General features: G+C 70.8%; 1 pseudogene. It reads right to left on the bottom strand.

Annotated elements, in window-relative coordinates:
- Positions 1–1,134: pseudogene (locus tag IRT45_RS36250) on the bottom strand (transposase); the annotation flags it as partial.

Raw genomic sequence — 1,134 nt, 5'->3', positions numbered from 1 at the left:
CCGTGGCCTTCGGGGGTGCGCAGGCGGTGGGCGTTGGCTTGTAACGGAGTGGCGTGGGTGGGGGGCCGGCCGTGGGCGGGATGGTCGCGGGCAGTGGTGTGCTGGGTGCGGGTTGTGCCGGTGGCGATGAGCCGGTCGGGGCCGGGATAGGTGAGGTTGGCGCGGGTGAGGTAGCCGCTGTCGGCGAGCAGCACCCCGATCCCGCCGGTGCCGGTATGTGTGGTGTGTGCGCGGGCGTGGGTGATGAGCCGGGCTGCGGCGACGGCTTTGTCGAGCATGCTGGTGAAGGTGGTGGAGTCGTTGGGGTTGTTCCCCACTCCGGTGGCGATGATCAACCCATCGGCGCTGGTCACGGCCTGGCAGTTGTAGCCTTGCAGCCACCCTCCGCCGCGTAGCGGCATCAGCCGCGACTGCGGGTCGGTGATATTGCGCGAGGGTGCCGCGGCCTGCGATTTCGCTTTCACGCGCTCGGTTTCGGTGAGCGTGGCCGGGGTGGCTGGGGGGTGTTCGGTTGCAGTGGCCTGTTCGGCGATCGCGCGGTCGAGTGCGGCTCGTACTCGTTTGACCATGGCGTGGTCATCGACCGCGGCGGGTCGGCGGCCTCGACGGATTCCGCGCTGGGCATAGCGGTCGATCTTGGCTTGCTGCGCGGCGCGGGCGGCTTCCCAGTTCCGGGTCAGCACCTGCACCCGGATCTCGGCGGGCGGGCCACCGGTCACCGAACGACCGGGCAGTCGACGCTGCTCGAACGCCTCCAACCGGGCGGCCCGCGCGGCGGCCTTGCGGGTCCGGCGTGCTTGTTTGCGTTCGGCCCCGGCCTGCTTGTCTGCCTGTTCACGTTCCCGGCGAGCGTGCTCGGCCGCCAACTCCGCCAAGGCTGCCTCGATGCGCCGGGCCCGGCTACTGGGCTCGATGAGATCCGGCGGCACTTCTGCTGCACGGCGACCGACACCATAAAGTTCGTCTTCGGCGGCGTCGGTGGCTGCGTGTTCAGCCGCCGCGCGCCGCGCTACCGCGGCCGCCGCGTCCCGGATCCCCTGCTCGGCAGCGGCTTTGCGCAGTCCCTGTTCACCCCGGTTGGCGCTGATCGAGGCGTTCGACGCGATCTTCACCCCGTCCAGCGCCACCACACCG

This window comes from Nocardia sp. BSTN01 (assembly GCF_015354405.1).
Lineage (GTDB): Bacteria > Actinomycetota > Actinomycetes > Mycobacteriales > Mycobacteriaceae > Nocardia.
The sequence above is the reverse complement of the archived record's forward strand: the minus strand, read 5'-3'. Positions and strand labels throughout refer to the sequence as shown.